The sequence below is a fragment of the Scytonema sp. UIC 10036 genome (assembly GCF_009725235.1).
The window spans coordinates 38100-63098 of the sequence record NZ_WJFC01000064.1 but is presented as its reverse complement, the minus strand read 5'-3'; the positions used below and the strand labels follow the sequence as shown (position 1 = coordinate 63098).

The window sequence follows — 24999 nt, the reverse complement described above, 5'->3', positions numbered from 1 at the left end:
CCCCTAGCCCCTACCCCCTATTTTTACAATCCGGGGTAAAAGCGAGGTTTCCTCTTGAGTCAAGTGAAAAGCGGCAACCTTTTCTAGCTCTGCTTGTTGTAATGTCTTTAGTAGTGCCGCACTCCGATCTAATAATTCATCCACATCAATATCGCCATAATCCGATGGGTAACGTCGCAGGCGATTGCTGCCTTCTCCAAGCAAAATCGCTGCTCCCCGTAAGTTATTGTTACCCAAATGATACAGTGCTACAGCAATTTGCAGAATGCCTTGATAGAAAGTTTTTTCTGGCTCTGTTGCTTCAATCCATAAAGCCTCTAAAGTGTCATGGCAGTCATAATACTGCCCAGTATTAAACTGCTCTACACCTTGCCAAAACTCTTCGGGCATTCTTTCGTTCATGCCATACTCTCTCTGATTTCTTTAATTGTGTCTAAAGAGATTTCTTGTTTGTCCCCAGCAAATTCATTGTCTGGAGTGAGAAATAGCATGCAATGGCACTCTTTCCGCTCTCGCATTGGAACGCACGGACAATTCCAAAAAGTGGCTTTGACTTCTGCTTCTTTGTCTTCATAATGGCGACAGGGACACAAGGGAGCTCCCAATTCATCTTTATGCTTGGCAAGCCCTTCAATCACAACTGCAGTTACGGAAGGTTCAGAACAAAAGTATGTGCCTGTACGCTTTGCGTATTGTTCGGAAAAATGCCTCATTGCCTCCAAGCTATGCTCGGTGGATTTTGTATTAACTTCTGGTGAAATCATCGGCTCGGCTACTCATAATTTAAACATTTCTTTGCATTGTACCGCAGTCAATGTAAGGTATTACTGGGGGTTGTCCCCCGTCTTTGATGGAATTTTGAACCCCCCTCTGTCCCCCCTTGCTAAGGCTACGGTGTACACACAAGTTATATTTACCCCCCTTAATCCCTCCTTATAAAGGGGGGAAACTAGATTTCTTGTTCCCGTCCCCTTTCCAAGGGGAGGGCTAGGGTGGGGTAAAATCGACGCTAAAACCTTGATTTATAAGCTATTTCAGACTTCTGTGTACACGGTAGCTTAAAAAGGGGGGATGAAAGGGGGATGTACCTCATTCAGATGCAAAGCACTGTATTGAAATTGTGAATGCAGAAGATTTACCTATCTGATGGATTTTTGTAACTGGATCTGGAGCGGTTGTTGAGCATCTACTTGTATGCCAAGGTAATCTTTATTTACAATAACTTGTTCTTGTACCGTAGAAACATCTTGCCACAGTATCCAACGGCTACCGGTGGGTAGTGAAGAAAGTGTTAAAGGGTTTTGTGTCAGCCAAATGAGAGGAGAGTGGGGAGGTTGTACACAAGCATCTTCGTGAAATGCGATCGCAGCTAGTGCTTCCTGAACGACTCGTTGACCTCTGATTACCCCTGTTGATGCTGTCCACAGTGCTAATTGCATTTGCTGCCGATGTGCGTAAAAATACAGCGATGCGGCTGCAATGACGGCTTGTTCAAAATTTTCTTCGTTCCAATTGCCCGCACTATCAATAGCAATAATAATTTCTTGCCCACCCGTGATGAGTTCTAACTCTCGCACCCGTAACTCTCCGTAACGAGCACTCGTGCGCCAATGAATCATGCGAATGGGGTCTCCTATATGGTAAGGACGAAGGCAACGAGTTAATCCTTGAGTTGCTGTTTGTAAAGGTTTACCACGGGGATCGCCTCTTTGACTATCTTCATCTCCCATTTCATCTATGAGGGGACAACTGGTGAGAGGTAGGACTTTGGGATAAACAATTGCCATGACAGCAGCATCTCGCAAACGCCGACACCAAAACAGCCCCAAGGGAGCACCACTTCCCAGTTCGACTGTTTGCCAGCGAAAAATTCCCCGGCGTTGCGTGGGTTGGTGGTATACCCAGCGATAGGACTCGCCATCAGGAATTCTTTCAATTGATGTCTGTATGGGTTTTCCTAAAACGAAGGGCAGCATATCTTGGACTTGCAGCAAGCTGGCTGGTTGCCGTGCTTGATTGAAGATTTCCAACTCAACTGTGAGATCGTCACCAGCTGTCACTGGTTCAATAGGAAGACGTTTGACAACTAAACCCAAAAGCGATCGCGGTGGTAGGATAACTGCCAAGCCCAACAGAGCAAAACTAACCCCACTGATAACATAAAGCCACCCTGCCATCGTATTGATGCCAGCCCCAAAAAAACAAATAGCAATGCCCATTAAAATCCAACCACTGTATGCAGGAGCACAAGCGCGGGTTTCTAACCAGTTTGTAATGTTTTTAATAATTTTCATGGCTGTTGGGCAAGATGCGGTTATTTACAAAAATGTCAAGATCGGGACTTTCATTTATTGTTCCCAAAGGTAAGTGTTTTAAAACACATCTTTAAAGGGATCGGGGAATTGGCAAAAAGGCCCTAATACAAAAACACGTTTGTTGGGTTGAGGAACGAAACCCAACATTTACAGACATTTGTTGGGTTTCATTCCTCAACCCAACCTACAAAAATTCTTATGCGAGTAGTTTCAAGATATGCCACGGGATTTAAGGTGGGACGTAATTAGTACGGCTTGCGGTCATTACAAGTCGTGGCGTTCTAATAGTCCATATATACATATAAGAAATTAATTTAGAAAACTAGTTAACAATCTGTATGAACATCATTTGTAACCTAACAAAGTTTTAAGAATTTAGCGCTAATTACCTAAACTTTGAGTTACCTTATTGAAAGTTTCATATTTTACAATTTACTGCGTTAATTACAAGACTTACAATTCTAGTATATTCACGGTTTACTTAAGTACACTGCGCTAAGAGTTCGTCCTATATTAACTCAGTGTAATCGTTTGTGTTTATTCCACATCTACCGAAGGAAACTCCAATGGATGACGATTTAACGTCGCGGTTTAAAAACCCAAAACTAACGCATTTGCCTCCACCGCCGCCAAATCACCCGCTTTTACAAAAAGCCAGTCAAGTGCAAAGAAATGTGATTTCAATTCAGCAATTAGTTCGCGATGCTTCCGCTCAGCATGCTTCTGATATTCATATTCGAGTGGGAGAAGTTCCTCGCTTTCGGATTCGGGGTGAGATGATTTCTTATGAAAGAATAGAGAAAGTTTCACCAAACATTTTTGAGGGGTATTTGGAAGAAATTCTCTCTCCTTCTGCAAGACAAAGGTTTACAGAAACCAAAGAACTGGACACAGCCATTTTTTATCCTGGGTTAGTGCGCTGTCGTGTCAATTGTTTTGAAACTTTAAGTGGCGGTGCAATGGTACTGCGGTTAATTACACTGCAAATCCCTTCTATTGATAGTTTGGGTTTACCACCAATCCTGAAGTATATCATTGGTCAAAAGCAAGGATTAATTTTGGTAACGGGACCGACTGGTTCCGGAAAGTCTACGACTTTAGCAGCAATGATTCGCCATCTCAATGAGACAGCACAAAAACACATTATTACCATAGAAGATCCCATTGAGTACGTTCATGCTTCTCAAAAATCCCTAATTAGTCAGCGAGAGGTGGGGTTACATACCAATGAATTTCATCACGCTTTAAAATCGGTGTTGCGGGAAGATCCAGATGTGATTTTGATTGGAGAAATGCGCGATCGCATGACTGTTGACACCGCATTAAAAGCTGCACAAACCGGTCACTTGGTTTTAGGAACTCTTCATACCAAAAACGCTATTGGGTCAATCAATCGCTTGCTTAACATTTATAACCCAGAAGAGCAAGCAGCCATGCGCGTGCAAATTGTGGACTCATTAGTTGCGATCGTAGCCCAACAGTTACTTCCTACAACTGATGGTCGTCGCGTAGCAGCTCTAGAAATTTTAATGAACACACCAGCGATGCAAGATTACTTGCTCAAGGGTGAAGAGGTAGAGGCGTTCCAACTGATGGAAAGCAGCACCAGTGAAGGAATGCAAGTCATGAATCATGCCTTGTGCGAGTTAATGCTTACAGGTCAAATAAGTATTGAAGATGCTGTCAGTGCTTCGCCCGACTTTGGAGATTTGCGCCGTCGCGCCCGAAACGGTGGTCTAGATCCGGCGCAATCTACAAAGCGGGATTTTGAGTTGAATTATAGTTATAAACCGCGATAGTTGTTAGTTGTTGGTTGTTGGTTGTTGGTTGTTAGTTGTTGGTTGTTAGTTGTTGGTTGTTGGTTGTTAGTTGTGCAATCCTAACTACTAACCACTAACCACTAACCACTAACCACTAACCACTAACCACTAACCACTAACGTTTTGCCAACTTCTTCGCCATCTTCCGCAGGCGAATGGATTGGGGAGTGACTTCCACCAATTCATCTGGTCCAATGTATTCCAAAGCACGCTCTAGACTCATGTCTATGGGTGCTTGTAACTGAACCAATTCATCACCACCTGCTGCACGGTGGTTGGTGAGTTGTTTGGTCTTACAGACATTCAATTCTAAGTCTTGGGGACGATTGTGTTCTCCCACAATCATGCCTTTGTAGACTTTAGTACCTGGGGTAATAAAGAACGAACCTCTATCTTCAGCGTTCTTCATAGCGTAGAAGGTAGCAACACCTTCTTCAAAGGAGATTAATACACCTTTGTTACGGGCTTCAATATCTCCACTGATAGGACGATAATCTAGGAAACTGTGGTTCATGATACCTTCACCGCGAGTCATCCGCATGAATTCACCACGGAAACCAATTAATCCACGGGCGGGAATGACAAACTCTAGCTGGGTGCGTCCGTTACCACCAACTTGCATATCTTGCATTTCGCCTTTGCGTTGTCCCAGACGTTCGATACAGCTACCAACTGCATCTTCAGGAATGTCCAACACTAAAAGTTCAAATGGTTCGCAAGGTTGTCCGTTGACTTCACGGTAAATAACTTGTGGCTGGGAAACCTGAAACTCGTAACCTTCCCGACGCATGGTTTCGATTAAGATGCCCAAGTGCAGTTCTCCTCGACCGGAAACGAGGAATTTATCGGGAGAATCGGTTTCTTCTACGCGTAATGCAACGTTAGTTTCGAGTTCGCGGATGAGGCGATCGCGTACTTGCCGTGATGTTACTAACTTGCCTTCCTGACCTGCAAAGGGAGAATCGTTTACCCAGAAGGTCATTTGCAAAGTTGGTTCATCTACCTTAATTAATGGCAGTGCTTGGGGTTCGTTAGGATCGGTGATTGTTTCCCCAATGTTGGCATCAGCAAAACCAGCGACTGCGACGATGTGACCTGCGGATGCTTCTGGAATTTCAATCCGCTTCAGCCCTTCAAAGCCCAGCAATTTGCTGATTTTTGCTTTGACAATTTCACCATTTTCTTTGACTAATGCGGCTTGCTGTCCCATACGAATGACGCCATTGTGAATTCTACCAATGACAATTCGCCCCAGATATTCGGAGTAATCTAGAGTTGTGACTTGCAGTTGTACGGGTTTGTTCACATCCCCGACTGGTGGTGGTACGTGGCGCAGGATAGCTTCAAACAGGGGTTGCATATCCTTGGCTTCGTCTTCGAGTTTGTCTTTAGCATAGCCACTCAAACCAGAGGCGAACAGGTAGGGGAAATCACACTGGTCGTCATCTGCTCCTAATTCCAAGAACAGATCTAACACTTTATCGATGGCACCATGGGGATCTGCTTGAGGGCGGTCAATTTTATTGACAACAACAATGGGGCGCAGACCTTTTTCCAATGCTTTTTTCAACACAAACCGAGTTTGAGGCATTGGACCTTCATTTGCATCCACAATTAAGATACAACCGTCCACCATACCGAGAACGCGTTCTACTTCACCGCCAAAGTCAGCGTGTCCGGGGGTGTCAACAATATTAATGAGAGTTTCTTTGTATTTAACAGCCGTATTTTTGGCAAGAATTGTAATTCCTCTCTCTCGTTCCAGGTCATTAGAGTCCATGACGCAATCCGGAACGTCTTCTCCGTCTCGAAAGATACCGGATTGTTTGAGGAGAGCATCAACAAGGGTTGTTTTGCCGTGGTCTACGTGGGCAATAATTGCGACGTTACGGATTGGGAGCGTCATAAGTGTTTAGTCAATTTTAGAGAGGATTTTAGAATTCATATCTAGGTGGAAAGTTTGTGTAACAGAATTTGGGTAAATATAGAAATTCTGTAAACAAGCCTTAATAATTCTATCTTAACTGTTATACTTCGTTTGTTTTTCGATAACAACCAGAAAATTTCACCGAAAACTTGGTGCTCAGTTAAAATCCGCTCAACCAAGCATTTCCGGCTTTCAGGACAAGGAAGCCGAAGGGCGAGGTACTTGACAAATGTATCCTTAAAGAGTTATTTTAAGCATTCCCAGTTTCTGTAGCTGTAGAATAACCGCCTGTTAGCAAAGACTGAATGAAGCGCTTTGCTTGTAGATACTGGTTCCGTAAGAAGGAGAGAGCTGTTTGACAAATGGCGCTTTTAATAGCTCTTACCACGACTCCCCATTTGTAAAGTTCACTAACAGAACTCGCTTGCTGAAACTTCCTTTTATAAAATTCTTGCCAAAACTCAGGAGCTTGCTTTGTTTCATTTTTTCGCCACCGCTTGCGCCACAGAATAAAATCTTGTTTTTTGGGTGGTTCGGCTTCTACTATCGGTGGTAAATCGGCGTAGCTCACAAACCTTGTTAATCCTCGTGCTACTACAAGAATGACGTTGGGCCACAAACGAATCTCTTTAATTTGCTCGGTTTGTATCTTCAAGAGGAGCGATATTGCTTCCGGCGTGACAAATCTCGCTAGTGGATGAATAGACTTGGATTCAGATTGTGGTGTTATCATAATTATGTATATTCCTGTAAGGCGATCCCCTTCAAGTGATTCCTTTTAGTGATTCCCCCACGGTGGTATCTCTTTATGGGATGGTTTTTAGATATGCGATCGCTTACGTTTGCAAGACAGGGGCGATCGCTTTATAATTTTGCTTTAGATATTTAAGACTAAATTTCGACTAGTGTCAAGCATGGGAATGGTAAGGTTAAGAATCAAAGAGTTTGCTGACAGCGAGGGTTGGACGATAAAAGAAGTGTCCGAGCGCTCCGGAGTACCCTATAGCACGATTAAAACTTACGTGCGCCTTCCACAGAGAGCAACTGTTGATTTGGTTGCTTTAAAAAAGTTAGCTCGGACGTTCGATGTTTTGCTGGAAGATTTGTTTGAAATTGTAGAAGAGCGATCGGAACTGCGTTGATGTAAAGGGATCTGCGATAAATTGAATTCTAGTATTAGTGGTACTGTGAATAAGGCAATTCTTAAAGGGATGGAGATAAAAGCACTCAAGAACGAGATATTGTCACAGCCATAGAATACTGGAAAGACTTTAGGAGTTAAATTTATGTCTAGAAGCTTGCCATACCACGATTTCCTAATTTCAAATCTCAAAGACCCAAATTACGCCGCATTATATCTTGAAACACACATGGAATTGGAAGAAGGAGAAGAATTAGATCCAAGATTACTACGATTAGCACTTAGTCATGTAGCTGAAGCTCTTAGGGAACAACACATGACACCAGAACAAGCAAAACATCATTTAGAAAAATTAGATGAGTTGCTTTCACAACCCGGTGCTGAGGCAATTTATAACTTAGGTAATTGGTTAAATGCACTAGGTTTAAAACTTACTGTTAGTGTTGCTCCTAAAGTAGATAATAGTTTGATAAATGTTGCTAGTAGTTCTGAAATAAGTGTTTAACTCAAATCACCGCTGTCTCCAAGACAAATAATAGTTTGACAAATGCTACTACAGGAATCTTAAATGATTGATGAAAAATTTTAAGTAGCAGGTAGGGAAGGCATTGCTAGCCCTGTCAAGGTGGCTCATAAAATTTTGATTCAGATGGCAATCCCTTATCTTTCTCCTCTGCGCTCTCTGTGCCTCTGCGGTTCAAAAGTAATTGATTTAACCAATTCCTACGCAGAGTCTGCAGAAGTAAGAGGTGAGAGAGTAATTGATTTCCTGAAGTTTTTATCCACTTTGATAGGGCTGGCTATAGCAATTCTAAATCATTTGTAAAATTCTCTCTTCTCTTTGCGCTCTTTGCGACGCCCGGAGCTTCAAGCCGAGGAACCCGTCCAACGCACTGGCTCCAAAAATGCGGTTAATAATTTATATAACTCAAATAGAACTACTGTATAACAACATTCTCATGATGGACTGGAAAAAACTCCTAACACCAAAGCGACTCGGCAAAAGAGAACCAGAAAATCTTGAGCTAGATCGTACTTATTTTCAGAGAGACTACGATCGCTTGGTATTTTCCTCTCCTTTTCGTCGCCTCAAAGATAAAACCCAAGTCTTCACTTTACCCAGAAACGATTACATTCGGACTCGCCTCATTCACAGTCTGGAAGTTTCCTGTGTTGGACGTTCTCTTGGTAGAATTGCTGGCTCTACAATTATCAAAAGACATAACTTAGATGAATCAGGGCTGAGTGCTTCAGATTTTGGTGATATTATTGCGGCTGCTTGTTTAGCGCACGATATTGGCAATCCCCCTTTTGGTCATGCTGGGGAAGACGCAATCCGAGCGGGGTTTGATTCTTGGTATAGCACAAATGCGTTCGCTCTTAGCGCAAGCTGTACCCAGCTTATCGCTAGTAGAAATGAACTTCTCAATACACAACAAAAAGCGGACTTTGATTTATTTGAAGGAAACGCTCAAGGCTTTCGTATTTTGACAAAACTAGAAATGTCACACAGAGTAGGAGGAATGCAACTAACTTGTCCTACTTTAGCGACTTTCACAAAATATCCTAGAGAGTCTCACATCCCACAGCATATTCTCAACAATTACTCCGGTAGCAGTATTAAAAAGTATGGTTTTTTCCAAGCGGAAAAAGATTTATTTGCTGAGGTTGCAGAAACAGTTGGACTTATTCGCCGTCACGATAATGCAGCTTGGTGGTCTCGACATCCTCTGACTTTTTTAATGGAAGCAGCAGATGACATTTGCTACTCAATCGTTGATGTAGAAGATAGCCATCGGATGGGTTATATCCCTTTTGCTCTTGCTAAGGAATTGCTGAATGAAATTGCACAAATTGATTTTAAAGACAATGCCGAAAGCGATGCAGAAAAAGTTAAGCATATGCGTGCTACTGCCATCAATAAATTAGTCCAAGAGGCGGCAGTTATTTTCCTTTCTAAAGAAGAAGATATACTCTCCGGTAACTTTGACCAACATCTGTTATCTTTAAGTACTTATGCCAAGCATCTTAACGTTATTGGAGAGACAACCAGCGCTCGTGTTTTCCACCACCCTAATGTTATTGGTATTAGAGTCGCTGGATATGAAGTTTTAGGTAAATTATTTGCTGAATTTGTTGATGCAGTATTGGAAAGAACTCAAAAGGGAAAATTTGTTTATCATATGCTTCCCAAAGAGGAGCGCCCTACTTCTGAAGAAGATACTTATCAAAAAATTCTGCGAGTTACAGATTATATTTCTGGCATGACAGATTCTTATGCCACCAGTTTATTTCAACAATTGAGTGGCATTAGTTTACGCTGAAAACAGTAAGCAGTGACCCGTGACCAGTGAGCGGTTAAAACACGACGATTCGTTCCAAATCTAAATCTTCAAACATTTGGTCTAGGAGGTCTTCCATAATTTCTTGGTTCTTCTGACGTAGAAAGGGTGGACCGCAGAGAAATTCTCTAACGCTGATTTTTTCTTCTTGAAAATTTTTGACAAAATTGCGAATATCACTAATAATCTCAAGTTCAGATTCCACTCGTTCTATCATTTGACCTACAGGATCGATTCCTTCTCGATGAGCTTTTCGACAATCGGAAACCATGGCTCCTTCCGGGCTATGTTTTACCAGGCGCAGTTCTCGTTTCAGGTTTTCATATTGAGTTTTGAGGAATTCATTTTCCTGCTCCAAACGAGTATATTTTCTGGTCAAATCATCCTCACTGTTGCTTTCAACAGATTCACCTGCTAGATGTTGCCTTTCTATCTCTAACAATCGCGCTAAGTCCCCTTCTTGGTAAGCTTTGTTGATTTCCTTCATAATTTCTGTATGGCGCATCTGAGTCTCGCCATCTGTCGCCTTATCGGGGTGAAAAATTTCAGCTAACCGTAAAAATGCCTGACGAACATTTCTCGAACCCTCAGTTTTTCCTCCAGAGGAAAATCCACTTTCTTGTTGTGTTTCTTGATGTTGGTAGTTTTCTTCTTGAGGTGATTGAGAATAAGAATTATCGTTTTCATCAACTTCAAATAGTTGGTCTAGCTCTGCATCGTCTTCGTTGTTACTTCGTTTGGGACTAATAATCCCTGCCATTTGCAGGTTACGGTAAATTTCTTCAATATCTTTCTTTGTTTTCTTGCCAAATTTTTGACTGGCAAAGATTTCATCAAATATAGCGTGAATTTCTTTATCAAGTTCTGCCAGTTTTTTGAAGCGAGGACTACCTCTATGAAATATATCCGTAGCTAAGGAACGCATTTGCTCAACAAAGTTGTTCAGTTCAGTTTGTTTTCTTTTGATTTGCTTCAGCAACCATTGGTGTTCTTTCTCTATGGCTTCTAAACGGATATGAATAGAAGAAAGAGCCAGTGTTGTTGTCGTAGTGGCTGGAAATGTAGATCGTGCTTTTTTAGCCATGGAAAAATGTAAGTTCGCTCTTTGGTTAACAGGTATGAGGTTGAATGGTTCTATCTTTGGAGAGAACACCCGCAGGAAATCTTTATCTTGGTTGGGGTTGCAAATTACATATCATGTTATACAAGTGAACCTTACTACATTACTACTTTTTTCACACTTTAAGCTCTAAGTAATGGTTAAGGATTTATAGTTTTGAGTTGACCAACTCCATTAATCTGGGTGCAAGTTTTAGAGCGATCGCTCATATGGAGTTGTGGGGACTCCTCTTTTGCTAGATTGAGAGATATCAGAACAAATATCTAGGCTATCAGATATTGCTTGCGTTTGGCTTCCTACCTGGTAAATTATGTTGAAAACAGTAAAAATAGAAAATTTCCGTGGTTTTCAGTCATTTGAGCTTCAACAACTGGGTCGGGTAAACCTACTGGTTGGTCAGAATAACAGTGGCAAAACATCTATACTCGAAGCTATTCAGCTTCTATGCTCCCGAAATAATCTTACGCTGTTAACCGAGGTTATGATAAACCGAGGTGAATATTTCTTTGGAAATGATGAGAGGGGAAGACGTCAGCTTGATATACGTCACCTTTTTTACGGACACCAAATTCAACTTGGGAGTACATTTTTAATAGGGGGAATAAATGATAATATCAACGACAGTGTTGTTGCATCAATTGCAATGCCGGACTCAAGGTGACCAACGAGTACCTATAGGTAGTATGGGGGATGGTATATGGCGTATCTTAGGGCTTGCACTTTCTACGGTCTGTGCTAAAAATGGTTTTCTATTTGTTGATGAAATTGATACAGGATTGCACTTCACTGCTATGTCTGATATGTGGAAGCTTGTTTGGAAAACAGCAACGAGACTAAATGTGCAGGTTTTTGCTACGACACATAGTAATGATTGTTGGACAAGTTTAGCTGACATAGCTACTCAGGAAAAAGCAACAGAAGATGGAATTACAATTCAACGTATTGAACGCGAGAAGCAAACTGGTATAGCTTTTACTGAACGTGAAATTGTCATTGCTGCCCAACGGGGAATTGAGGTGCGGTAGCAATGACAAGCAAGTATATATCCAAAAAGCTGATAGTAGAAGGTGAACAAGATAAGCGAGTTATACCGTATTTAATTGAAGCTAACGGAATTCCTTGGGGAAATACGAAGGAAAAAGCAGCCGTTTATATTGAAGCCTACGGTTGAATGCACTTGGATTGATGGTAGATGCGGATGATAATCCATCAGGAAGGTGGGAGAGTATCAGAAATGCTTGTTTAAAAACTATCCCTGACATTCCCGATCAACTGCCAAATTCAGGATTAGTCCATAGCATGGCAAATGGAATTAAGTTTGGTGTTTGGCTTATGCCAGATAATCAAATGCGAGGTATGTTGGAAACTTTCTTAGCATATATGATTCCACAGCTAAACGAACCACTTTGGCAATACGCGCAAGAAGTAGTGACAGAGGCAAGAAACAGAGGAGCAAGCTTTATATATCCTCACGTTGACAAAGCAAATATCCATACTTGGCTGGCATGGCAAAATCCTCCACCGAAGACAGTTGCATAACGCTATCATGGAACGTATTCTGAATCCACAGCACCCAAACGCGCAAACCTTTGTTAACTGGTTTAAGAATTTATATGACCTCTAAACCTAAGATTTTTATTGATGGGGAATCGGGAACCACAGGCTTACAGATTTACTCGCGTCTCAATCAACGGGATGACCTTGAGTTAGTTAGTATTGAAGCATTCAAGCGCAAGGATTCCACTGAGCGATCAAAATTAATTAATGCTGTTGACGTTGCCATTCTCTGCTTACCTGATGACGCAGCCCGTGAAGCTGTCAGTTATGTCAATAACGATCGAGTGAAAATTCTCGACGCCAGTACTGCTTATCGAACGGCTGAGGGTTGGGCATACGGTTTTCCCGAACTCAATCCAGGACAGCGAGAGAAAATTGCTAGCGCCCAGTTCGTCAGCAATCCGGGCTGTTATCCCACGGGATTTTTAGCTTGTATCCGTCCGTTGATAGCTAAGGGTCTCCTGACTCGCAACTTCCCAGTCACTGTAAATGCCGTATCGGGTTACTCTGGCGGCGGAAAGAATCTCATTCAACAGTACGAAACTTTCCATGAGAAGCAAGCTGAAGGAAAATCGCTTTATCCTTTTGGCATTTATGGTTTGCAGTTTGGACACAAACACGTTAAGGAAATGTGCCAGCATTCGGGCTTGTCATCGCCACCATTGTTTGTACCAGCTGTAGGGGATTTTGAGCAAGGAATGCTAGTACAGATACCTTTGCCACTATGGATTTTAGATAATCCACCATCAGGTAAAGTTATACATGAGGCGATCGCTGACTACTATCACGGTGAAAAGTTTGTACAAGTTGCTCCACACCAAGAACCCACCCTTCTGCGAGACGGAAAGTTCTTAGATGCAATGGCAATGAATGGTACCAACATTGTTCAAATATTTGTCTTTGCCAACGATTCTACGAAAGAAGCACTCTTGGTTGCTCGTCTTGATAACCTGGGGAAAGGTGCATCGGGGGCTGCCGTACAAAATCTGAATATTATGCTAGGCTTTCCAGAAGATTTAGGATTGTAAATAAAGAGCAGAGCCAGAACTTTAGGATAATGGCACGCTTGTTAACCAAACTCATGTACCTACTCGTTCCTAGGCTGTGCCTAGGAATGCAAATCTGTTGGCTGCTGCTTCGACATCATTACAAGCCTGTACATTAATGGAAAATTTCCAATCATTATGGTGGGCTTTGTAGGTAAAGTTTTTTATCTAAGCTGTCAACGATTGATATTGCTAACTCGTGCATGACTTCCAAAGCTGCATCTTCATATTTTTTATATTCCTGCAAATTTTTGATTATCATTTTTGGTCTGTGAGCAATTTCATTTCTTCTAGCAACTAAAGATTTAATCTCTATTATTACAGCGTTTTTTGTTTATTTAACCCGAGTATGGCTGTAGGGACGGAGTGCCTTGCGCCCCTACAATATTGTCAATTTACTAGAAAAATTTGGATATTTTTTTTACAGGGCTGACGCAACTTTTACGGGATTTTGAGGATTTCACGCGTTGCAAATCTCCCCTAGCCCCCCTTTTTACGAGGGCTATGCGTAAGTCCTATTTAAATTGGAAGTCTTTGAGTAAAATTAGCTAGGCTGAATTTGCAAGACTTGTTGATCGATCGCTTGCAACAATCGCTGTCGTAAAGTATCTAAACCGAGTTGATGAGTGGCTGAGATAAACAGGGCTTCAGGGTATTTTTCCTTAGCCAAAGCCAGAGTTTCGCTATCGACTTTGTCAACTTTGTTAAACGCAATCAAAGTAGGACCGGAAATAGCTGGCATTTCTGCTAACACTGCTTCTACACTGGCAATGTGGTTTTCCCAAGCTGGATGAGATAAATCAACAACATGAAGCAAAATATCTGCTTCAGTGACTTCTTCTAAGGTGGCGCGGAATGCATCGACTAGCGGTGGTGGAAGTTCGTGAATAAATCCTACCGTATCTGTCAGCAGAACTGTCCTGCGTTCTTGTGTTTCTGGATCTACAATGACTAGCTTTCTTGTTGTGGGGTCGAGGGTCGCAAAAAGTTGATCTGCTACATAAACTTCAGCCTGGGTTAATACGTTCAACAGAGTAGACTTTCCTGCATTGGTGTAACCAACTAAGGCGACAGCAGGAATTTCTTGCTGTTGCCGCTGTTGTCTGATTCGAGCACGATGCGCTTGTAATTGATTCACTTCTTGCTGAAGTTGGGCAATTCGTCGCTGGATTGCTCGCCGTTCTGTTTCTAGTTTGGTTTCACCAGGTCCTCTCGTCCCAATTCCACCTCCTAGCCTGGACATTTCTCGCCCTTGACCGCGCAATCGAGGCAGCATATATTCTAGTTGCGCTAGTTCTACTTGCAACTTACCTGCTTGGGATTGAGCGCGTTGAGCAAAAATGTCTAATATGACTTCAGTTCGATCTACAACTCGGATACCAATCTCGTTTTCTAGGTTACGGGCTTGGGATGGAGAAATATCTCGGTCAAAGACAATCAGATTAGCTCCTATTTTCTGGGCGGAAAGGGCAATTTCCTCGACTTTTCCCTGACCGACGACAGTTTGGGGATGGGGACGGCTTCGCTTTTGTTGCACTATGTCTCCTACTGTTCCGCCTGCAGTTTCTACTAACCTTACGAGTTCTTGCAGCCCATCTTCAAACCTTTGTTGCGAAATATCATCTGTCTTCAATCCCACAAGCAGGACTTTATCGGTGTCAGATACAATGTCCTGGAATGGCATTCCCAAGTCAGATTCAGAAATATCTCTCTCCCATTCATCAACTAAATCGTCAAAGTCTTGTTCTATTAAGTTATCTAAACTCAAAGAAGAAATAACTTCCCAAGGTTTTTCCTCATCAGGGACAATGTGAGCTAAGAAAGCTTCTTTGACTAAATTAGTATTGTCTTTGCTTCGCTTTCCGTCTTTGCCGTCCGCTAAGGTTAACAGCACTAAAGCATCTAAACGCTGGCGTACCATTGCAATCAGTGATGCTTCATCGGGTGGCTCCGATTTGAATTGAGTCGCAATGCAACGAACACCACTGAGGCGTTCTGCACTATGCCGAGGAATCTGTTCGGGGGGAATTTGAGTTTGGCTTGGCGTTCCTACTGCCACTCGGATGACTTGCCCTCGTCTGTTTATATAGCTGCATATGGGTTGATGAATTTCTGTAGCGATCGCTGCCACAGCTTGAGCAAATTCGGGTGTAGTTAGGCTATGTGAAGGTTGTCTTTGTTCGTAAAGTTGTTGCAGTTTCTTGATTTGGCTTGATTTTAATGACTGAATATTTCCATGAATAGTTTCCATAAAATGATGCTTGAAACCTTATTAATTAATTCTTCCTTTTATATCTAGCGGGTTTCTTTTTTTTCTTAATCTTTCTCTGGTCATAGGTAGCTTAAAGAAATTAAATATAAGATGCTTTTCTGCTTGTATTTGAGATGCATGCGCTCAAGCGCAACTACAAACTTTTATTTGTTTAGTGTGAAGCCCTTAATGAGAGAAAATTCCAGAGCAAACGCAGAATTTTAGATATTTCAAAGCTCGAATAGCTGCCGTTCGATTAATTTTACATATTTTGGTCTTTTCTCTACTTATGTTTATTTATTAACAAATTTTAATGGTATTTTCCAACACAATTTTAGTTTACTCTGTTTTGTCCACTAGATAGAAGTCAGGTGCTAACAACAATTTTATTTTGGGTATTATCTAGAGATATTTTCACCAATATATTGACTATGAAATTTCAAATAGAATGTAGTAGCTTAGCCAAGCAGGAATTTTGCTTAATATGCGATCGCCCCATTCACACAGCAGAAGCGAGATTAATTGTCTGTAGCGATCAAGGTGATGGCTTTGGTGATATTTGTCCTGAGTGCATAGGTATGGGTGCCTATTGGATAAAAAGCCAACTTCCGCATTTCCGTTCTCTTTCAATACGTGGCTGAAATTGGAGCAGCGAAAATCTTGCCAAGATAATTCTCAAATTCTGGCATTTTAACGCATAAAAAATGGTTTTCGGCTCTTGTCGTTGTCATTGCTCCAACGAAGCAGCTACTATGTGCTTTTGTGACAAATTTTAGTCTGATAATTTGGGAAAACCGCTTCTAAAATAGTAAATATAGGAGCGGTTTTTGATATTAGGTATAAAAAAAATTTTTTGGGATTTTTGTTTATTTGCGTTTACATTCGTTTCAAGTGTGTCATAATGTCACGAGTCGGAAGTTAATACCTAGTTAACACCCTCATAGCTGAGGCGGCTAAAAGCCTTTCTCCAGCACAAAACTCTATTTCTAGGCGCTTCCTGCCTACGAGTCTTGGTGTTTGAAATGAGCGGCACAATTTAGGTAATCTTACAGGCTATTTTCTAAAAGTGTTTGGAACAAGTTGTAGTTAAAAAAATCATTTTGTAAAAGAGTTGGAAGAAATTGTTATGAACTTACTAGAGTTAGAAAATCGTCAAGCCAAGCTAACTTCTATGGAAGAGATTAAAACGAGTTTTGGCATTTCAGCGTACCCACGCCCGCAGTTCCAACGATTTGCTTATGGAGAAGCTACTCCATCCCATTGGCAAAGTCTCAACGGTTTGTGGAAATTTGCATTTGATGACGAAGGCAAATGCGTTCAACCCAGCGATTTGACCCAGTGGACTCATGATATAGAAGTTCCCTTTGCTCCCGAATCTATCAAAAGTGGTATTGGTGACACGGGATTTCATCCAAACTGCTGGTATGAGAAGGAATTTGAAACACCTCCTGGTTCAGGTAGGTTGCTGCTGCACTTTGGGGCTGTAGATTATCGCGCTCGTGTCTGGGTGAACGATCGCTATATCGCTGAGCATGAAGGCGGTCATACTCCTTTCACTCTGGATATTACCCATGTTTTAAATGACAGTGGAATGACAAAAGTCACTGTCTGGGCGCAGGACGATCCTCACGATCTTGCCAAACCTCGCGGTAAGCAAGATTGGCAGCTTGAACCGCACAGTATTTGGTATCCTCGCACAACCGGTATTTGGCAAACTGTTTGGGTTGAGCGTGTGGGTATAACTTATATAGATCGTATCCAGTGGACTCCTGATTTTGAGCGGTGGGAAATTGGTTGTTTTGCTGCACTTGCGGGTAATGTACCTGCTTCAGGCGTACAAATAAAGGTGAAACTCAATGTTGGCGATCGCATTCTCGTCAACGACACCTATGAAGTGTTCAACGGGGAGATTAGCCGCCGCCTCGCCCTTTCCGATCCTGGTATCGACGACTACCGCAACGAATTGTTGTGGAGTCCAGAAAAGCCAACGCTTATTAATGCTGATATTGAACTGTGGTATGAAGACAAACTTTTAGATAAAATCAAAACTTATACCGCAATGCGGACTGTCAGCATACAGCGCGATCGCTTTATGCTCAATGGTCGTCCTTACTATTTACGATTAGTTCTAGACCAAGGCTACTGGCAAGATAGCCTCATGACTGCACCTGATGATGAAGCGTTGCGGCGGGATGTAGAACTCACTAAAGCAATGGGTTTCAACGGAGTCCGCAAGCACCAAAAAATTGAAGACCCTCGCTTTTTATATTGGGCAGACGTGTTAGGTTTGTTAGTATGGGAGGAGATGCCCAGCGCTTACCGATTCACAACTAAAGCGGTAGAGCGCATGGCGCACGAGTGGACTGAAGTCATCAGGCGTGATATCAATCACCCTTGTATCGTGGCGTGGGTACCGTTTAATGAATCTTGGGGAGTTCCGAATCTGGTTGAAACACAGGCTCATCGGAACTACGTATTAGCAATGTATCACTTGACCAAGACTCTCGACCCAAGTCGCCCAGTGATTGGCAACGATGGCTGGGAAAGTACAGATACTGATATTCTTGCAATCCATGACTACGACACCAATCCGCAGCATATAGCTCATCGTTATGGACCTGAAGTCAAACTATCAGATTTATTTGAACGCAAGCGTCCTGGAGGACGTATCCTCACGCTTGACAACTATCCTCACCAAGGACAGCCTATCATGCTGACTGAGTTTGGCGGTATCGCCTATGCTCCTGATGACAAACCTGAAGCTCACAAAGTTTGGGGCTACGAGCGCTGCTGGAATGTCTCCGAACTACAAATGAAATATGCTGCGCTACTAGAAACTGTCAATAATATTGAGATATTCAGTGGATTTTGTTATACGCAGTTAACGGATACCTTCCAAGAAGCTAATGGGTTGTTATACATCGATCGCACGCCTAAAATTCCTCTGGAGGCGATCCGTGCTGCGACCCTTTCAGGACAAGGATTATGTACTCCCTCACACTGTTAAAGCCGGATGGTCGCCAACTGACCTTATATAGTCGATATCCCATTGCAAGCGGGCTAGAAGCCACGAGTCCTAGCAACGAGCCCGTAGCCGCCAATCCTCATTTGCGCTGGCACCCGTTACGGGGTGAGTGGGTGGCTTATGCGAGTCACCGTCAAGGGCGGACTTTTATGCCACCACCAGAGTATAATCCGCTTGCCCCTACCAAAGACCCGCAGTTTCCTACGGAACTCCCTCAAGGAGAGTATGATGTGGCAGTGTTTGATAACCGCTTTCCATCAATGGCGGTGACTGCACAAAACCCACCTGTCAGTATCGTGGAAACCATGCCCGCCAATGGCGCGTGTGAGGTTGTGGTTTTTACTCAAGACCCCCACGCCTCCCTCAGTTCTTTGAAACTAGATCACCTGGAGTTGCTATTACAAGTGTGGGGCGATCGCACCCGCGTACTTGGAAACAATCCAGAAATCCAGTATGTGCTTCCCTTTGAAAACAAGGGTGTGGAGGTTGGAGTCACCTTGCACCATCCCCACGGTCAAATTTACGCATATCCTTTTGTACCGCCTGTTCCTGCAAAAATGTTGGAACAACAAAGGCAGTTTTACCAGCAACAGGGACGTTCTTTGCTCGAAGATTTGATCCAAAAAGAAATTGCTGACAACAAACGAATTATTTATCGGGATGAGGAAGCGATCGCATTCGTTCCAGTATGCGCCCGTTACCCCTATGAAGTTTGGATTGCTCCTATTAAGCAAGTGAGTCACTTTTACGACCTAAGTGCAAAACAACGCCAGGGACTTGCCAAGGCATTAAAAACCGTCACTCTTAAATACGACGGTTTGTGGAATCGCCCGTTTCCCTACTTGATGGCTTGGTTTGGCGCTCCAACCGACGGTGAAGCTCATCCCGAAGCCCATTTACACGCACAGTTTTACCCACCCTATCGGACAAGTGAAAGGCTAAAGTATCTAGCCGGAACAGAACTTGCTGCAGGGATGTTCGCCAATGATGCTTTGCCAGAAGAAAAGGCTCGCGAATTACAGGCTGTGGTGGTAAATATTGAAACACCAGTACCGTTGTAATAGTCCCTTTTAGGGATTTCCAAATTAAAAAATATCCCAAAATTTCTTTGGGGTGGGCGTCCTCGTCCACCCCTCATATCATTCTTTTAATAGTTTGTAGTTGCGCTTTAGCGCATGCATCGCAAATACAAACGCAGTGTAAGTGAGTACTTTTTCCTAACAAGGTTGTTTATCCCATCTAACGATGTCAAGGTGACTCATAAAATTTTAATTCAAGCAGCAATTCCTCATCTTTTTCCTCTGCGCCCTCTGTGTCTCTGCGGTTCCAAAGTCATTTATTTAACTGCCGAGACGCAGAGTACGCAGAGGTAAGAGGTGAGAGACTACTAGAGCGTCGCTACAGTAGTCAAAACGGGAGCAAAAAACACATTTTCTCTCTAACAACTCGTCTGCTCTGACTGAATCAACTGTGTATAGTAACCATCAAGCTGTGACATCTCTTGGTGGGTACCTCGCTGCACGACTTTACCCTGTTCCAGAACAATAATTTCATCACAGTCGCGGATGGTGCTTAAGCGGTGAGCCACAATAATGCAAGAACACCCGCGATAGCGCAGATTCCGGTCGATAATTTTTTCCGTCTCTGCATCTAAGGCACTGGTTGCTTCATCCATGACTAAAATTGTCGGGTTATTAACTAATGCACGGGCAATTTCTAAACGCTGGCGTTGTCCTCCACTCAAATTCACCGCACCTTCAAGTAAGTTACCTTCATACCCCCCAGGTAAAGCCAAAATCGCTTCATGAATGGCAGCATCTTTGCAAGCCCTAACTAATTGAGAATGTGGTATAGTGTTATCCCATAAAGTCAAATTATCTCCCACAGTTCCGGCGTACAAGAAGATTTCCTGTTCTACCATTGCTAAGGAATTTGCAAGGATTGCCCTAGGGATTTGTTCTCTAGGAATACCATCAAACAAAATTTTCCCTGCCCAAGGTTGATACAGTCCTGCTACTAATTTGGCAACGGTTGATTTACCAGAACCACTACCCCCAACAAGGGCGACTCTTTGTCCTGGTTTTAGTTGAAAGCTTAGGTCTTGAATGAGGGGATTTTCTGTACGTGAGTAGCCAAATGTGACATTTTTTAACTCTACATATCCCTTGAGTTGGCAGGATGAAGCATACTGTAGCGGCTTAGCTGTAGAAATATGGAAATTCTGATTCTCCAATTCTGGATCGGTTGGGTTCCGCAATACGTCATCCAGACGATTTAAGTCCCCTTCTAGTTCTTGGAGGGTACTGCCAAAATTGACTAGAGAGTTGACTGGAGTCAGAAAGTTAGTCATTAAACTTTGGAAAGCAACCAACATCCCTATACTGAGATGTCCGTCCATAACCCGTAACCCCCCAATAACTAAAATGGATAGGGAGCTTAAACCAGTTAAGAATGGAGGTAAAACGCCTAGGAGTTGATTGGTGATGCCTAGTTCCTGAGAACCATTCGCAAATTTTGTATAGCAACCAGACCACCGAGAAAAGAAATCAGATTCCAACGCTGATGCTTTCAAGGTTTCCATACTCTGGAGGGCAGCAATTTCTGTACCTGCAACTTGACCCCGGTCTTGTATGGTTCGCATATAAATATCTGTACGGTGCCGCGAAACCCACTGTAATGTCAAGATATTAATGGCGGCAAAAGTAATACTGAGCGCAGTCAATACGCCATCATAAGCAAACATGACTATGGCATAAAATACGACCATTACTGTATCAATTACAGTCCTAGCCAATTGCCCTGATAAAACTTCCGCAACTTTAGTATTAATATTAATCCGACTGCTGATTTCCCCGGCAAATCTTTGGGCGTAAAATCCTACTGGTAAACGTAGAATATGGTGCAAGAATTGCCCGGACATCTCCACTGATAACTTGATATTTAGCTTTCTGAGAAACTGCCTTTGCAGTAAAGTCAGCCATGCTTGGACGATCGCGGCGAGCGCCATCCCGAAAATCAACGGACGCAGCCATTCTGTACGATTTTCCACCAGAACGTTATCTACAAAAATCTGATTGAAAACGGGTAAAACTAACCCTGGAATCACTAAAAAAAATCCTGCCAGTAAACAATAAAGGATGGCTCCCCAAGAATTTTGCAAGCGGTCAATGAGTGCGCCCACTAAACTCGGTTTGCGCCCTCCTCGTTGGAATTCTGGTCCCGGTTCCATCACCAAGACAACCCCTGTATAAGCTTCATCAAATTCGTTGAAGGAAACTCGTCTCGGTCCTGTAGCCGGGTCGTTGAGATACACCCAATCTTTCTTAAATCCCTCTACAACTAAGAAATGATTAAAATTCCAAAAAACAATATAGGGAGGATGGAGTTTTTGTAATTGTGCCAACTGCTTTTTAAAGCCTTTAGCCTGCATTCCGTAGTCTCTAGCAGCTTTAATCATGTTAGAGGCTTTGCTACCATCACGGGAAACACCGCAACTCTGGCGTAGTTCTGCTAGCGGTACAATTTTGCGGTAGTACGCCAAAATAATGCCTAAGGCTGCAGCCCCACATTCCACAGCTTCCATTTGCAGGATAGTGGGAGTTTTCACCCGCCCAGGAATGGGACTTTGTGCTTGTTTGCGGAAGGGATTGAGATTTTGAATTGAAGATGTTAGCTGTTTAATCACTTGCACAAGAGCATTCCCCTTTTAATTAATGCCCGTAAATTCACGTAGAATTGGCAAGACATAAGTGATTGGTGCTTGCTCTGCTACTTTTACCCGGATACTGGTAGTTGTTCCCGCAGAAATGTTTAATTTTGGACCTTGAGAAGAAGACCAACGATAACCGCTAAAGGTGGACGGATCTAAAACCATTTCTGCCCGCACTTCCATGTCTCCACCGCCTGTCGGCAAGATTTTTGCCACTAAATCGGGATTGCCAATGATGGACGCTGCTCCTTCTTTGGTGACAGGTAAGGGGGAAACGGAAGTGACTTTGCCGACAATCCCGCCAAAGCGTTCTCTTTTCACGGAGTCGGGGGTGATTTGTACTGTCATTCCTGGTTGGATTTGCTTGCCATCTTTAACGTTAAAGTAGGAGACGGCAGTCATTGGGGTGTTTTTGTCAGCGATATTCAAGGATACAAGGGGCGTTCCGGGATTGGCAACTTGTCCGACAAAGGCGGAGATTTCTAATACACAACCACTCCTGAGGCTGACAATTTGACTGTTATCTATTATTTGTTTTGCCAGTTGAGCGATCGCTCGCTTGACATCCTGAATTTGATTAACTTTATTATTAAGAGTTTCTAAGTTTTCTTGCTCGATACGTTTGCTCTTAGTATCCAAGTCTTTTAATTGCGCTTGCAGCTCCCCTATCGAACTCAGATTGCCTAAGTATCTCTGCTGTGCTTCTGTTTCTTGCACATCTAACTGCTTGAGTTGGGCTTGGATATCAGACACAGTTTGCAATCCCTGTCTGTATTCTTGCCCTGCTTGTAAAAATGCATCGTTAGTAATGGCTCCTGCATTTAAAAGTTGCTGACGCTTTTCTAATCTATCTTTAAGGACAGGTACAAGAGCAGTAGCATCCTTAAGCCGTTGTTGTAAACTTATACGCTGTTGGCGAATAGCATTTAAGCCTTTTTCGTAAAAGGCGGGCGTGAAAGTTTGAGTATCCCGCAAACGTTGCATATAACTGGCTCTGGCAGAAGCGATCGCCGCCTTTTCCCTAGCAATGCGTTGTTGCTGGAGTAACTTTGTAGATTCCTCTTGTTGTTGTAACTCCTCTAGTTTTGAGCGTTGCAATTGCAATTGCTGTTTGAGATCGGTGGGGTCGATTGTGGCTAGGATGTGTCCTTTTTCGATACACTGTCCTGTTGTAACATGAAGACTTTTCAGTTGTCCTGCAATGGGCGACTCAAAAGTTATGACTTGATTGGGTTGAATGAGTATTCCCTTTCCTGTCACCACGATGGGAATACGTCCAACAACGCTCCAAACCAACCCAAACACTATAAAACTACCCAAAGTAGCCAAAGGTAGCCAATCAAGTGGATTGACGACTTGCAGTAATTGATCCAATCTTTCTGGAGAAGATAAACGCTCCAGGGATTCCTTGCGGAATATACTATCTTTTTTAGCCATTCATGTAAGGGGGATTGGGGACGAATTCATTTTTAAGATTGCCGATTGAGGCGTTTGATCATCCAGTCAAATCTAGCACTGGCAAGTGCCGTATTGTCTAGGGTATCTAAGTTAAGTTCATCCTCAACTTCAATATCTTCTGCTAAGATTTGGTCTAATTGGTAGGCTAATTTGCCAAACCCTCGGCGGAACAATCTATCGCGTATCCGATCTACTAGAACTACAGCGATCGCTCGATAAAACCGCGCTGTAAATCCTGTATCTTGTTTTAATTTTTCAGATAAATTATGTTGTGGTAGTGCCAATAATACAGAAGGTTCTGCTGCTTTGACTGTAGCTGAGGCTGTTGTTGTTTCTACAAAAGACATTTCGCCTATAATTTCGCCTTTGACTGATTTAGCAATTTCCTTTTGTCCAACTTCATCGTGTTGGGTTGCCACGAAAATTCCTAATTTTCCATCTAACAAAATATATAATGCATCGACAGGTTTGCCTTCTTCAATCAACACTGTTCCTGGATTAACCGTTTTCACTCCTTGGGATATCATCCAGTCAATGTCACTATCATCTAAAATGGCAAAGACAAACAAAACCTTGCGTAACGCCTCTCCTGGAATAACTTTGTTCTTTGCTAAAAAATCACTCAGTCTCCGCAACTGTTTTGACAGTAAAATAGACAATATTTGATAAAAATGGGCAGCAAACTCTGTATCTTGTTCTAGCTTTTTGAACAATAAATGCCGTGGTAGCGATAATACCTTTGATGTTGCCAACGCCATAAAAGTGCTGGAAGGGGGACGATTATCCACAAAAGAGAGAGGTTCCACAATTTCCCCAGGCGATACGCAATCGATTTCTTGTGTATCTGCTACATTCTCTGTGGGAGAAACACGAATGCTCAATGCTCCTTCTAGCAAAATGTCTATTGTATTAATCTTTTGACCTTCTTGGATGAGAATTTCACCAGTACGGTATTCTAGGAATCGGCTTATACTAACTATCCAATCAATATCGCTATCTTTAAAAGTATCAAAATAAGGAAACTTTGTCAGTAATGTTTTAATCATATGAATTTAATCATCGTCTGCTGTTTACGTAATTTTACGGCTATGTTAACTATGCTTAGTAAAATATTTTAAGAATTGTTTCTCATCTGTTACATCCTATATTTTTGTTGCTAAAAATACTTTTATCTATTTCAGTATACTCTCATAAAGAATTCTGGGTTGCTATATAATGGGTAATAATTTTAACAAAGTGTTTGGGTTCCATAGCAATTCTAAATCTGCCATTTCCCTGAGATCCCTCA

24 protein-coding genes are annotated in these 24999 nt (G+C 42.5%); 13 read left to right on the top strand and 11 right to left on the bottom strand.

Features of this window, described 5'->3' with window-relative positions; all coding sequences use genetic code 11:
• Positions 1 to 3: 3 nt before the first annotated feature.
• The 3 genes from F7734_RS27245 to F7734_RS27235 form a co-directional block, all read right to left on the bottom strand.
• Positions 4 to 402 carry a DUF309 domain-containing protein gene (locus F7734_RS27245; protein ID WP_155747746.1) on the bottom strand — a complete coding sequence of 133 codons (399 nt, stop codon included), beginning with the start codon at positions 400 to 402 and terminating at the stop codon, positions 4 to 6.
• Positions 399 to 764, bottom strand: a complete 366-nt coding sequence (locus F7734_RS27240; protein ID WP_155747745.1) for a ferredoxin thioredoxin reductase catalytic beta subunit — start codon at positions 762 to 764, stop codon at positions 399 to 401. Before F7734_RS27240 ends, F7734_RS27245 begins: the two co-directional genes overlap by 4 nt.
• A 375-nt stretch (positions 765 to 1139) precedes the next feature.
• Entirely contained in the window at positions 1140 to 2294 is a 1155-nt protein-coding gene (locus tag F7734_RS27235; RefSeq protein WP_155747744.1) for a DUF58 domain-containing protein, read from the bottom strand.
• Positions 2295 to 2881: 587 nt separating this feature from the next.
• On the opposite strand from F7734_RS27235, the gene F7734_RS27230 reads away from it, so the two are divergent.
• Positions 2882 to 4114: a PilT/PilU family type 4a pilus ATPase gene (locus F7734_RS27230; RefSeq protein WP_155747743.1), complete on the top strand. Its 1233-nt coding sequence runs from the start codon at positions 2882 to 2884 to the stop codon at positions 4112 to 4114.
• A 136-nt stretch (positions 4115 to 4250) separates the two neighbouring features.
• On the opposite strand, the gene typA is transcribed toward F7734_RS27230, so the two are convergent.
• Complete coding sequence (typA, locus tag F7734_RS27225; RefSeq protein WP_155747742.1) at positions 4251 to 6041, bottom strand: translational GTPase TypA; 1791 nt, start codon at positions 6039 to 6041, stop codon at positions 4251 to 4253.
• Between the two features lie 271 nt (positions 6042 to 6312).
• On the bottom strand, positions 6313 to 6795 hold the full coding sequence (locus F7734_RS27220) for a hypothetical protein (RefSeq protein ID WP_155747741.1): 483 nt from the start codon (positions 6793 to 6795) through the stop codon (positions 6313 to 6315).
• 181 nt (positions 6796 to 6976) lie between these two features.
• Here F7734_RS27220 and F7734_RS27215 point away from each other — a divergent pair, with 181 nt between their 5' ends.
• The 3 genes from F7734_RS27215 to F7734_RS27205 all read left to right on the top strand — a co-directional run bounded on the left by F7734_RS27215 (position 6977) and on the right by F7734_RS27205 (position 9527).
• Positions 6977 to 7204, top strand: coding sequence for a helix-turn-helix transcriptional regulator (locus F7734_RS27215; RefSeq protein ID WP_155747740.1), 228 nt, complete (start codon positions 6977 to 6979; stop codon positions 7202 to 7204).
• A gap of 144 nt (positions 7205 to 7348) precedes the next feature.
• The gene (locus F7734_RS27210; protein WP_155747739.1) at positions 7349 to 7708 is read left to right on the top strand and encodes a transcriptional regulator; all 360 of its coding nucleotides are present in this window, start codon (positions 7349 to 7351) and stop codon (positions 7706 to 7708) included.
• A gap of 400 nt (positions 7709 to 8108) precedes the next feature.
• On the top strand, positions 8109 to 9527 hold the full coding sequence (locus F7734_RS27205; protein ID WP_243147112.1) for a deoxyguanosinetriphosphate triphosphohydrolase: 1419 nt from the start codon (positions 8109 to 8111) through the stop codon (positions 9525 to 9527).
• A gap of 34 nt (positions 9528 to 9561) precedes the next feature.
• Here F7734_RS27205 and F7734_RS27200 read toward each other — a convergent pair whose 3' ends face one another.
• A complete protein-coding gene (locus F7734_RS27200; RefSeq protein ID WP_155747738.1) occupies positions 9562 to 10629 on the bottom strand; it encodes a J domain-containing protein in 1068 nt (355 codons plus the stop codon).
• 346 nt (positions 10630 to 10975) lie between these two features.
• Here F7734_RS27200 and F7734_RS63930 point away from each other — a divergent pair, with 346 nt between their 5' ends.
• Genes F7734_RS63930 through argC form a run of 6 tightly spaced genes read left to right on the top strand, consistent with a single transcriptional unit; the run spans position 10976 to position 13250 of the window.
• Positions 10976 to 11326: an AAA family ATPase gene (locus tag F7734_RS63930; RefSeq protein ID WP_243147111.1), complete on the top strand. Its 351-nt coding sequence runs from the start codon at positions 10976 to 10978 to the stop codon at positions 11324 to 11326.
• A complete protein-coding gene (locus F7734_RS63925) occupies positions 11271 to 11690 on the top strand; it encodes an AAA family ATPase (RefSeq protein ID WP_243147110.1) in 420 nt (139 codons plus the stop codon). Before F7734_RS63930 ends, F7734_RS63925 begins: the two co-directional genes overlap by 56 nt.
• 2 nt (positions 11691 to 11692) lie before the next feature.
• On the top strand, positions 11693 to 11836 hold the full coding sequence (locus F7734_RS63920; RefSeq protein ID WP_243147109.1) for a DUF3226 domain-containing protein: 144 nt from the start codon (positions 11693 to 11695) through the stop codon (positions 11834 to 11836).
• Positions 11833 to 12204: a DUF3226 domain-containing protein gene (locus tag F7734_RS63915; RefSeq protein WP_243147108.1), complete on the top strand. Its 372-nt coding sequence runs from the start codon at positions 11833 to 11835 to the stop codon at positions 12202 to 12204. The genes F7734_RS63920 and F7734_RS63915 overlap by 4 nt, the downstream gene beginning before the upstream one ends.
• Positions 12205 to 12211: 7 nt before the next feature.
• On the top strand, positions 12212 to 12289 hold the full coding sequence (locus F7734_RS66285) for a hypothetical protein (protein WP_336604406.1): 78 nt from the start codon (positions 12212 to 12214) through the stop codon (positions 12287 to 12289).
• Positions 12279 to 13250 (top strand): N-acetyl-gamma-glutamyl-phosphate reductase, encoded by a 972-nt coding sequence (gene argC, locus F7734_RS27185; protein ID WP_155747737.1) that lies wholly within the window; start codon positions 12279 to 12281, stop codon positions 13248 to 13250. The genes F7734_RS66285 and argC overlap by 11 nt, the downstream gene beginning before the upstream one ends.
• 154 nt (positions 13251 to 13404) lie before the next feature.
• Here argC and F7734_RS27180 read toward each other — a convergent pair whose 3' ends face one another.
• Both F7734_RS27180 and hflX read right to left on the bottom strand, forming a co-directional pair.
• Positions 13405 to 13578 carry an MAE_28990/MAE_18760 family HEPN-like nuclease gene (locus tag F7734_RS27180; RefSeq protein WP_347566292.1) on the bottom strand — a complete coding sequence of 58 codons (174 nt, stop codon included), beginning with the start codon at positions 13576 to 13578 and terminating at the stop codon, positions 13405 to 13407.
• Positions 13579 to 13812: 234 nt separating this feature from the next.
• Positions 13813 to 15519 (bottom strand): GTPase HflX, encoded by a 1707-nt coding sequence (gene hflX / locus F7734_RS27175; protein ID WP_155747736.1) that lies wholly within the window; start codon positions 15517 to 15519, stop codon positions 13813 to 13815.
• Between the two features lie 431 nt (positions 15520 to 15950).
• Here hflX and F7734_RS27170 point away from each other — a divergent pair, with 431 nt between their 5' ends.
• The 3 genes from F7734_RS27170 (at position 15951) to galT (ending at position 19605) form a co-directional block, all read left to right on the top strand.
• On the top strand, positions 15951 to 16160 hold the full coding sequence (locus F7734_RS27170) for a hypothetical protein (protein WP_155747735.1): 210 nt from the start codon (positions 15951 to 15953) through the stop codon (positions 16158 to 16160).
• Between the two features lie 485 nt (positions 16161 to 16645).
• A complete protein-coding gene (locus F7734_RS27165; RefSeq protein ID WP_155747734.1) occupies positions 16646 to 18526 on the top strand; it encodes a glycoside hydrolase family 2 TIM barrel-domain containing protein in 1881 nt (626 codons plus the stop codon).
• Entirely contained in the window at positions 18505 to 19605 is a 1101-nt protein-coding gene (gene galT / locus F7734_RS27160) for a galactose-1-phosphate uridylyltransferase (protein ID WP_155747733.1), read from the top strand. The genes F7734_RS27165 and galT overlap by 22 nt, the downstream gene beginning before the upstream one ends.
• A gap of 377 nt (positions 19606 to 19982) precedes the next feature.
• Here the strand turns inward: galT and F7734_RS27155 are convergent, their stop codons facing one another.
• The 3 genes from F7734_RS27155 to F7734_RS27145 are packed head-to-tail and all read right to left on the bottom strand — an operon-like array spanning position 19983 to position 24757.
• On the bottom strand, positions 19983 to 22205 hold the full coding sequence (locus F7734_RS27155; RefSeq protein ID WP_347566291.1) for an NHLP family bacteriocin export ABC transporter peptidase/permease/ATPase subunit: 2223 nt from the start codon (positions 22203 to 22205) through the stop codon (positions 19983 to 19985).
• Positions 22206 to 22250: 45 nt separating this feature from the next.
• Positions 22251 to 23690, bottom strand: coding sequence for an NHLP bacteriocin system secretion protein (locus tag F7734_RS27150; protein WP_155747732.1), 1440 nt, complete (start codon positions 23688 to 23690; stop codon positions 22251 to 22253).
• A 32-nt stretch (positions 23691 to 23722) separates the two neighbouring features.
• Entirely contained in the window at positions 23723 to 24757 is a 1035-nt protein-coding gene (locus tag F7734_RS27145) for a cyclic nucleotide-binding domain-containing protein (protein ID WP_155747731.1), read from the bottom strand.
• Between the last annotated feature and the right edge of the window lie 242 nt (positions 24758 to 24999).

Excerpts from the sequence above, each read along its gene's own strand:
- F7734_RS27245 (WP_155747746.1), bottom strand. The coding sequence starts at position 402 with ATGAACGAAAGAATGCCCGAAGAGTTTTGGCAAGGTGTAGAGCAGTTT.
- F7734_RS27240 (WP_155747745.1), bottom strand. The coding sequence starts at position 764 with ATGATTTCACCAGAAGTTAATACAAAATCCACCGAGCATAGCTTGGAG.
- F7734_RS27235 (WP_155747744.1), bottom strand. The coding sequence starts at position 2,294 with ATGAAAATTATTAAAAACATTACAAACTGGTTAGAAACCCGCGCTTGT.
- F7734_RS27230 (WP_155747743.1), top strand. The coding sequence starts at position 2,882 with ATGGATGACGATTTAACGTCGCGGTTTAAAAACCCAAAACTAACGCAT.
- typA (WP_155747742.1), bottom strand. The coding sequence starts at position 6,041 with ATGACGCTCCCAATCCGTAACGTCGCAATTATTGCCCACGTAGACCAC.
- F7734_RS27220 (WP_155747741.1), bottom strand. The coding sequence starts at position 6,795 with ATGATAACACCACAATCTGAATCCAAGTCTATTCATCCACTAGCGAGA.
- F7734_RS27215 (WP_155747740.1), top strand. The coding sequence starts at position 6,977 with ATGGGAATGGTAAGGTTAAGAATCAAAGAGTTTGCTGACAGCGAGGGT.
- F7734_RS27210 (WP_155747739.1), top strand. The coding sequence starts at position 7,349 with ATGTCTAGAAGCTTGCCATACCACGATTTCCTAATTTCAAATCTCAAA.
- F7734_RS27205 (WP_243147112.1), top strand. The coding sequence starts at position 8,109 with ATGCGGTTAATAATTTATATAACTCAAATAGAACTACTGTATAACAAC.
- F7734_RS27200 (WP_155747738.1), bottom strand. The coding sequence starts at position 10,629 with ATGGCTAAAAAAGCACGATCTACATTTCCAGCCACTACGACAACAACA.
- F7734_RS63930 (WP_243147111.1), top strand. The coding sequence starts at position 10,976 with ATGTTGAAAACAGTAAAAATAGAAAATTTCCGTGGTTTTCAGTCATTT.
- F7734_RS63925 (WP_243147110.1), top strand. The coding sequence starts at position 11,271 with ATGATAATATCAACGACAGTGTTGTTGCATCAATTGCAATGCCGGACT.
- F7734_RS63920 (WP_243147109.1), top strand. The coding sequence starts at position 11,693 with ATGACAAGCAAGTATATATCCAAAAAGCTGATAGTAGAAGGTGAACAA.
- F7734_RS66285 (WP_336604406.1), top strand. The coding sequence starts at position 12,212 with ATGGAACGTATTCTGAATCCACAGCACCCAAACGCGCAAACCTTTGTT.
- argC (WP_155747737.1), top strand. The coding sequence starts at position 12,279 with ATGACCTCTAAACCTAAGATTTTTATTGATGGGGAATCGGGAACCACA.
- hflX (WP_155747736.1), bottom strand. The coding sequence starts at position 15,519 with ATGGAAACTATTCATGGAAATATTCAGTCATTAAAATCAAGCCAAATC.
- F7734_RS27170 (WP_155747735.1), top strand. The coding sequence starts at position 15,951 with ATGAAATTTCAAATAGAATGTAGTAGCTTAGCCAAGCAGGAATTTTGC.
- F7734_RS27165 (WP_155747734.1), top strand. The coding sequence starts at position 16,646 with ATGAACTTACTAGAGTTAGAAAATCGTCAAGCCAAGCTAACTTCTATG.
- galT (WP_155747733.1), top strand. The coding sequence starts at position 18,505 with ATGTACTCCCTCACACTGTTAAAGCCGGATGGTCGCCAACTGACCTTA.
- F7734_RS27150 (WP_155747732.1), bottom strand. The coding sequence starts at position 23,690 with ATGGCTAAAAAAGATAGTATATTCCGCAAGGAATCCCTGGAGCGTTTA.
- F7734_RS27145 (WP_155747731.1), bottom strand. The coding sequence starts at position 24,757 with ATGATTAAAACATTACTGACAAAGTTTCCTTATTTTGATACTTTTAAA.